The sequence below is a fragment of the Arthrobacter sp. NPDC056493 genome (genome assembly GCF_042795115.1).
Taxonomy (GTDB): Bacteria; Actinomycetota; Actinomycetes; order Actinomycetales; family Micrococcaceae; genus Arthrobacter.
On record NZ_JBHTSL010000035.1, the window covers coordinates 47,106 to 55,093 of the forward strand.

The 7,988-nt window shown below is 66.8% G+C and carries 6 protein-coding genes; 4 read left to right on the plus strand and 2 right to left on the minus strand.

Translation table 11 applies throughout. From position 1 onward, the window contains the following. Positions 1 to 58: 58 nt before the first annotated feature. Positions 59 to 1,141, plus strand: coding sequence for an ABC transporter ATP-binding protein (locus ACFQ50_RS14830; RefSeq protein WP_102973130.1), 1,083 nt, complete (start codon positions 59 to 61; stop codon positions 1,139 to 1,141). A 171-nt stretch (positions 1,142 to 1,312) separates the two neighbouring features. Beyond that, on the plus strand, positions 1,313 to 2,731 hold the full coding sequence (locus tag ACFQ50_RS14835; RefSeq protein ID WP_377996314.1) for a DUF4032 domain-containing protein: 1,419 nt from the start codon (positions 1,313 to 1,315) through the stop codon (positions 2,729 to 2,731). Positions 2,732 to 2,803: 72 nt separating this feature from the next. Here the strand turns inward: ACFQ50_RS14835 and ACFQ50_RS14840 are convergent, their stop codons facing one another. Further along, positions 2,804 to 4,174, minus strand: coding sequence for an FAD-binding oxidoreductase (locus ACFQ50_RS14840; protein ID WP_377996315.1), 1,371 nt, complete (start codon positions 4,172 to 4,174; stop codon positions 2,804 to 2,806). Positions 4,175 to 4,393: 219 nt separating this feature from the next. Between ACFQ50_RS14840 and ACFQ50_RS14845 the strand changes: the two genes are divergently transcribed. Further along, the gene (locus tag ACFQ50_RS14845; RefSeq protein ID WP_377996317.1) at positions 4,394 to 6,139 is read left to right on the plus strand and encodes a glycoside hydrolase family 13 protein; all 1,746 of its coding nucleotides are present in this window, start codon (positions 4,394 to 4,396) and stop codon (positions 6,137 to 6,139) included. 3 nt (positions 6,140 to 6,142) lie between these two features. After that, the gene (locus ACFQ50_RS14850; RefSeq protein WP_377996318.1) at positions 6,143 to 7,156 is read left to right on the plus strand and encodes a LacI family DNA-binding transcriptional regulator; all 1,014 of its coding nucleotides are present in this window, start codon (positions 6,143 to 6,145) and stop codon (positions 7,154 to 7,156) included. 13 nt (positions 7,157 to 7,169) lie between these two features. Here the strand turns inward: ACFQ50_RS14850 and ACFQ50_RS14855 are convergent, their stop codons facing one another. Next, positions 7,170 to 7,658: a hypothetical protein gene (locus tag ACFQ50_RS14855; RefSeq protein WP_377996319.1), complete on the minus strand. Its 489-nt coding sequence runs from the start codon at positions 7,656 to 7,658 to the stop codon at positions 7,170 to 7,172. Positions 7,659 to 7,988: the final 330 nt, after the last annotated feature.

The window sequence follows — 7,988 nt, forward strand, 5'->3', positions numbered from 1 at the left end:
ATGAACCATTCACTACGGATCGTCCGGCACGTACCTGCCGGTGAAGGGATTGATAACTGTGGCAACAGTTACTTTTGACAACGCTACGCGTCTGTACCCGGGCACAGAAAAGCCCGCTGTTGACAAGCTCAACATCGAAATCGCCGACGGCGAATTCCTGGTCCTCGTTGGACCCTCCGGTTGCGGTAAATCCACCTCCCTGCGCATGCTCGCAGGCCTTGAGGACGTCAACGCCGGCCGGATCCTCATTGGCGACCGCGATGTCACCGACGTTCCGCCGAAGGACCGCGACATCGCGATGGTTTTCCAGAACTACGCCCTGTACCCGCACATGACTGTTGCCGACAACATGGGCTTCGCGCTCAAGATCGCCGGTGTCAGCAAGGAAGAGCGTGCCGAGCGCGTCCGTGAAGCCGCTAAACTCCTGGACCTCGAGCAGTACCTCGACCGCAAGCCGAAGGCACTCTCCGGCGGTCAGCGCCAGCGTGTTGCCATGGGTCGCGCCATCGTGCGTAACCCGCAGGTCTTCCTCATGGACGAGCCGCTCTCCAACCTCGACGCCAAGCTCCGCGTCCAGACCCGCACCCAGATCGCCTCCCTCACCCGCCGCCTGGGCGTCACCACCGTTTACGTGACGCACGACCAGGTCGAGGCCATGACCATGGGTGACCGCGTTGCGGTCCTCAAGGACGGCCTGCTGATGCAGGTGGACACCCCGCGCAACCTGTACGACCGCCCCAAGAACGTTTTCGTTGCCGGCTTCATCGGCTCCCCCGCCATGAACCTGCTGGAACTTCCCGTGGTCGACGGCGGCGTCCAGTTCGGCGGCACCGTTTACCCCGTGCCGCGCAACATCCTTGAAGAGGCCCACGGCCAGACCGTCACCCTGGGTTCCCGCCCCGAAGACCTCGAGACCGCAGCCCAGGGCGAAGGCATCCAGGTTGAGGTCGACGTCGTCGAGGAACTCGGTGCCGACGCTTACGTCTACGGCCACACCACGCTGGACGGCAAGACCCACGACATCGTGGCCCGCGTCGACGGCCGCCGCCCCCCGATGAAGGGCGAGTCCATCTGGGTCCGTCCGCAGTCAGGCCACGTGCACCTGTTCGACACCAAGACCGGCGAGCGCCTGGGCGACTAGTCCCCACCGGCACCCTAACCTCGCTCCGCTTCGGCCAGGGAACCCTGCCGGCGTGGGCCCAAGGTAGCACTGCCTGAAACCGGCGGCGGTCCTCCTCAACCGGAGGGCCGCCGTCGGGCTTTAACCGCTGCCCCTTTAGGCACCCCCTGCAAAATACGGAAGAATTGACCCATGACCGAGGAACACAACGCGCAGTGGCACGACGAACCCACCGACTACGGGCAGATCGGCAAACTGCCGAGGTTCGAAGCGGCCAGCGCCAATGACGACAAGGCAGCCTCGGTCGCAAGCAACCTCAACATCACGGCCGCTGCCGCCGACCCCGAACTCCTCGACCTGCCCTGGCACATCGCGCTTGAGGACTGGCCGGCCGAAAACCTGGCGGCGCTCCCCCGCGGTATCTCCCGGCACATCGTCCGCTTTGCGCACCTGGGCGGCTCCGTCATCGCCATCAAGGAAACGTCCGAGCACGTGGCCCGGCACGAATACCACATGCTCCGCAAGCTCGCCCGGCTGGATGTGCCCTGCGTGGAGCCGGTGGCAGTCATCACCGGCCGCACCACGCCCGACGGCCACCCCCTGAACCCGGTCCTCGTGACCCGGCACCTGAAGTTCTCCATGCCGTACCGTGCGCTCTTCTCGCAGATGCTGCGCAAGGACACGCTCACCCGGCTCATCGACGCCCAGGCGCTGCTGATGGTCCGGCTGCACCTCATCGGCTTCTACTGGGGCGACGTCTCGCTGTCCAACACCCTGTTCCGCCGCGATGCCGGTGCCTTCGCCGCCTACCTGGTGGACGCCGAGACCGGCGAACTGTACCCCGACCTCTCCACCGGACAGCGCGAGTACGACCTGGAGATCGCCCGCGTCAACATCGCCGGCGAACTCATGGACCTCCTCGACGGCGGCCTGATCGAGGAGAAGGTGGACCCCGTGGCCACCAGCGAACTCATCATGGAGAGCTACCGCCGCCTGTGGACTGAGCTGACCGCCAAGGAATCCTTCGAACTGGGCGAGCGCTGGCGCGTCGGCGCCCGCATCCGCCGGCTCAACGAACTCGGCTTCGACGTCGAAGAGTACGCGATCAAGACCACCCAGAACGGCTCCACCATCCAGCTGCAGCCGAAGGTGGTCGACGCAGGCCACCACATGCGCCGCCTGCTGCGCCTGACCGGACTCGACGCCCAGGAGAACCAGGCCCGCCGCCTGCTCAACGACATGGACTCCTTCCGGGCCGACAACAACCCGGAGATGGACGAGGAATACAGCGCGCACCTGTGGGTCAGCCAGATCTTCGAGCCGATCGTCCGGTCGATCCCCCGCGACCTCTCCGGAAAGCTCGAACCCGCCGAAGCCGTGCATGAGGTGCTGGAGCACCGCTGGTACATGTCGGAAAAGCAGGAACGGCACATCCCGCTGGCCGAGGCCGTGCAGTCCTACATCGACTCCATCCTGCGCCACCGCCGCGACGAAGCCGCCATCATGCTGAACCCGGACACGGAGATGCTGAAAATCCTCGCCGTGGAGACCGAGGAGTCGCGGTACGGGGCCGATGAGAGCGAGGACGAGTATCCCGACGCCGACGACTGAGTCTTCTGGCCGGTCCGGCGGGGCCCTGAATCTTGCGGGGCCCGGCCTTAGCCTTATAGATCGCCCCTTGCTTTAGATCGCTTTGCCGGGGTTCAGGATGCCGGCGGGATCGAAGAGGTCCTTGACCCGGCGCTGCAGTTCCCGCAGCGGCTCGGGCTGTTCCAGGCCCAGCCAGCGCAGCTTGTACTGCCCCACGCCGTGCTCGCCGGTGATGGTCCCGCCCATCTCCAGTGCCGCCACGATGGACGCGTCGAGTGCCGTGTTCAGCCGGCGCATGGCACCTGCGTCCACCTCGTCGTTGACGCGGTCGATCCAGAACGTCGGATGCAGGTTTCCGTCACCGGCGTGGGCCACCACTTTCAGCTTCACGTCGTGGGCCTCGGCCAGCGCCTCGAGCGCCGCCACGTAGTCCACCAGCCTGGAGCGCGGCACGGCAATGTCCTCGCCGACCCGGTACTGATCGTCCACCTCGACGCCCCTGCTGTTCCGCCGCAGTTCCACCAGATGCTCCGCCTCCGCGTTGGCCTCCGTGGTCACCACGGCACCGCCGGCTGCCAGGACCTTCCGCACCACGTCGGCCTCCGCCGCCGCCCCGAAACCGTCCGTCTGGACAAGGAGCAGCGAGGCTCCCCGCGCTGCGAGGTCCGAGCCGTGCAGCTCATCCAACTGGGCCAGCGACCCGCCGTCGAGAAGTTCCATGATGGCCGGCTGGACGCGGGCCCTGCCGACGGCGAGCACACCGGCTGCCGCCTGCCGGAAATCAGGGTAGAACGCGGCGATGGTGTGCACCTCGCGGGGCAGGTACTTCAGCCGGACCGTCGCGCCGACCACGATGCCCAGCGTGCCCTCCGAACCCACGAACAGCCCGGTCAGGTCGTAGCCGGCCACGCCCTTGAAGGTCTGGTGCCCGGTATGGAGCAGCGATCCGTCCGCGAGAACCACGTCCAGCGCCAGCACGGAATCCCGGGTCACGCCGTACTTGGCACACCGCAGGCCGCCGGCGTTGGTGGCCACGTTGCCGCCGATGGTGGACATCCTGAAGCTCGCCGGGTCCGGGGCAAACATGAGCCCGTGCGCCGCGGCGGCGTCGTTCAGGTCGGCGTTGATGACGCCGGGTTCGACGACGGCGGTCTCGTCACCCGCGTTAAGCTCCAGAATGCGGTTCATCCGTTCCAGGCCGAGGACGACGCAGCCCTCGCTGGCGTGGGCGCCTCCCGAGACTCCGGTTCCGGCGCCGCGTGGCACCAGCGGCACTTTCCGGGCGGCGCAGGCTTTGACGGCGGCCTGGACGTCGTCGACCGACTCCGCCAAAACAACGGCGGCGGGCAGCCGGTAGTCCACCACGGGGGCCTGATCCACCGCGTAGGCGGCTAGTGCGGCCCGGTCCCGGAGCACTTTCCCCGGCCCCAGGATTGATGTCAGTTCGTCGGCGATGCTGCCCATGGGTCTCCCGTTCGATCACTTTGCTTCAGTCTAGATGTCACCCGGGCCACACTCTGCCCTGCCGGGTCCCTCGCCGGTGGGCCTGCACTGCGCTCATGGAAGCGTTTCCAACTTTGTGATGGTGCTGACGCCGCCACCCGCAAGGTTGACCTGAACTGTCAACCCTCGTGATGGTGTAAGCGCTTTCATTTATGTGCATCCCGCCTTTAGGATTGCCCAATGTCTGTTGACTCGTTTCTGCACCCGGCGTCGCCGCTGGCCGGCGCCCTGACGCCCATCCACGCCCCCGACAACGCACACGGCTGGTGGCGGTCTGCCGTCATTTACCAGGTGTACCCGCGTTCATTCCGGGACATGAACGGCGACGGCATCGGTGACCTGGCAGGGATCACCGCCGAGATGCCGCAGCTTGCCGAGCTCAACGTGGACGCCGTCTGGCTGTCGCCCTTCTACCGTTCTCCGCAGCGCGACGCCGGATATGACGTCAGCGACTATTGCGACGTCGACCCGATTTTCGGCACGCTCGGCGACTTCGACGGCATGGTGGCCGAGGCTAACCGTCTGGGCCTGCGCGTCATCGTGGATCTGGTCCCGAATCACTGCTCGGACCAGCACCGCGATTTCCGGGCGGCACTGGCTGCCGGGCCGGGCAGCCCCGAACGGGACATGTTCATCTTCCGCGACGGCCAGGGCGCCGAGGGTAATGAACCACCCAACAACTGGCAGTCGCACTTCGGCGGCTCAGCCTGGACCCGCACCACCGAACCCGACGGTTCTCCTGGCCAGTGGTACCTGCACCTCTTCGATTCATCGCAGCCTGACTTTAATTGGGACAACCAAGCGGTGCATGACGAGTTTGAGCGCATCCTGCGTTTCTGGCTGGGCCGGGGTGTCTCCGGCTTCCGTGTGGACGTCGCGCATGCCCTTGTCAAAGCACCGGGCCTTCCCGCCTGGGGCGGCCGCGCGGACGGCGCCAGCTCCGACGGGTTCCCCGGACACGAAGCTCCGATGTTCGGCCAGCCGGCCCTGCACGACGTCTACCGTGCGTGGCGCCGGATCCTGGAGGAGTATGGCCCCGACCGCATCCTCTGCGCGGAAGCCAGTGTTGAACTGCCGCGGCTGGCCCACTGGGTCCGTCCCGACGAAATGCACCAGGCCTTCAACTTCCCGTACCTCCACGCAGGGCTGGACCTCCCCCGGCTGCGCCACGTCGTCACCGAATCCCTCACGTGCCTTGATGCAGTGGGCGCGCCGAGCACCTGGGTGCTGTCCAACCACGACGTCGTCCGGCACGCCACCCGCTTTGGGTACGACTGGTCCGGGCCGCGGGACGGCGACGGCATCGGCCCCCTGGACCCCCAGCCGGACGAGGAGCTGGGCAGGACCCGGGCCGCGGCGGCATCCCTGTTCATGCTGGGGCTCCCCGGCGGCGCCTACCTGTACCAGGGCGAGGAGCTTGGCCTGCCCGACGGCATTGATATCCCGGACCGGCAGCGGCAGGACCCGACGTTCGCGCGGTCCGGGGGCGCCCGGCTGGGACGTGACGGCTGCCGGGTCCCCCTGCCGTGGAAGGCGTCCGAGCGCCACGGCGGCTTCGGCGACGGCGACGCGCCTTGGCTCCCCCAGCCGGAGAGCTTCGCGAAACTGGCCCGTGACGCCCAGGCCGGGGACCCGTCGTCGCACTTGAACCTGTACCGCAGAATGCTCACTGTCCGCCGCGAACTGGATCTTGGCCGCGGCTCCCTCGCGTGGGCGGAGGAATGGTGCACCGCTTCGTCCCTGGCGTTCCTCAACGGGGACATATTGGTGGCCATGAACATCGGGCCCGATCCGCTGGATCTTCCCGCCGGCGAGGTCGTGCTCCGCAGTTCGTCCTCAGGCTACTGCGAGGATGACCAGCAGTTTGCCTTGGGCTCCGGCGAGACCGTCTGGCTGCGGATGTCCGCCGAGGCCACGGAGGGCTAAGGCATGGCCGGCATCAAGGACGTCGCGGAACAGGCCGGGCTTTCCATAGCCACCGTTTCGCGCGCCTTGAGCGGCAAGGGCCATGTATCGCCGGCGAGCCGCGCGCGTGCCAAGGCGGCCGCCGTCGAGCTTGGCTTCGTGCCCTCCTATCAGGCGTCCAGCCTCGCCTCCGGCCGTACCCGCAACATCGGTGTCCTGGTCCCCACAGTCCGCCGCTGGTACTTCTCCTCGGTGGTGGAGGGAGTTTCGGCTGCCCTCCTCGACGCCGGTTACGACCTGACGCTCTACAACATCACCGAGGGGGCGGTCCGGCGGCGAAGCATCCTCCAGGACTTCCTGCTGCGGAAACGGGTGGATGCGGTCATCGCGGTGGCGCTGGCGCTGACGGAGGAGGAAATCAGCCAGATGCTGTCAATCGATCGTCCGCTCGTGGGCATCGGCGGACCGCTGCCCGGAGCTTCCACCATCCGCGTTGACGACCACGGCCTGGCGGAGGCCGCCGTCAATCACCTCATCCGGCTCGGCCACACCCGTATTGCGCACATTACGGGCGACTCGCTGAATGAGCCGGACTTCAAGATCCCGAGCACCCGGCGTGCAGGTTATGAGGAGGCCATGAAGGCGGCGGGACTTCCGCTGCGGCCTTCATGGGTGGTCCGGGCGGACTTCACCGTCGAGGGCGCCTACGCCGCGGCACGGAGCCTGCTGGGCGGGACCGCCGAACGGCCCACCGCAGTCTTCGCCGCCTCCGACGAGATGGCGATTGGCACCATCCTGGCGGCCCGGGACTTCGGGCTTAAGGTGCCAGACGACCTCTCAGTCATCGGCCTGGACGGACACGAACTGGGTGAACTGTTCGGGCTGACAACGATCGATCAGGATCCGCGCGGCCAGGGAGCCCTGGCGGTGCGGCTACTGCTCCAAGGGTTCGATGGCGGGGCGGACCGGGCGGTTGTGGGCACCGAATACCCCATCCGGTTTGTGATTCGGCGGAGCACTGCGGTTCCTCCGGCGTAGGACCGGACTGGTCCTACTCTGAAACGCCGCCCATGAACCTCACGTACCGGCCCAGGACCTCGGGCCAACCCTTCTCCCAGGCGGCACGGGTGCCGGCCGGATCCTCTGCACCTTCCCAGCCGTCATGGACTACGCGCACCTCAGTGCCTGCTTCGACGCCCCGGAGCACGACACGCAGCTCGGTGGACCACAGGGCAGTGCTGCCCGGGTACCACGATGCGTGGAAAGACAGCGGAGGCTGCCAATCGTCGATGGTTCCCCAGATGGTGCTGCGGCCGTCGTCGGCCGACTCCAGGATGAGGTTCTCCTCGAACTCCACGTAGGAGCCGGGACCGTAGACGCTGTTGGTCTCCATGGGCCACCAGAGATGCGTATGGTCGGTGAACCCCATGAAGGCCCGGGAAACAGGACCGGGAACCACCACGGTGCAGATGACGGGGTCCAGGCTCTCGATGGGCTGGGGCACGTCGCTACCGGCTGCGTGGCTGAAGAGGTTTTCCATGGCTACCAACTCTACCGGCCCCAAACCCGGATCCTCCCTCAGATCCTGCCGTTTTACCCCCAATGCTTCCGCACCCCTGACGGCGAACTGCGGAAGCGCTTGGGAATACGCTGCAGGATGTGATGGAGCGTTGAGGGAAACGCTGCAGGACGTGATGGAGCGTTTGCGGAAAACCTGCGGGAGGTGAGGGACGGTGGGTTGCCCTGGGTTTTAGCAGGAGGGCGTTAAAAGGCTCAGGCCCTGACGTTCATCGTCAGGGCCTGAGCCGTGAATAGTGTCCGGCGGTGACCTACTCTCCCACACCCTCCCGGGTGCAGTACCATCGGCGCT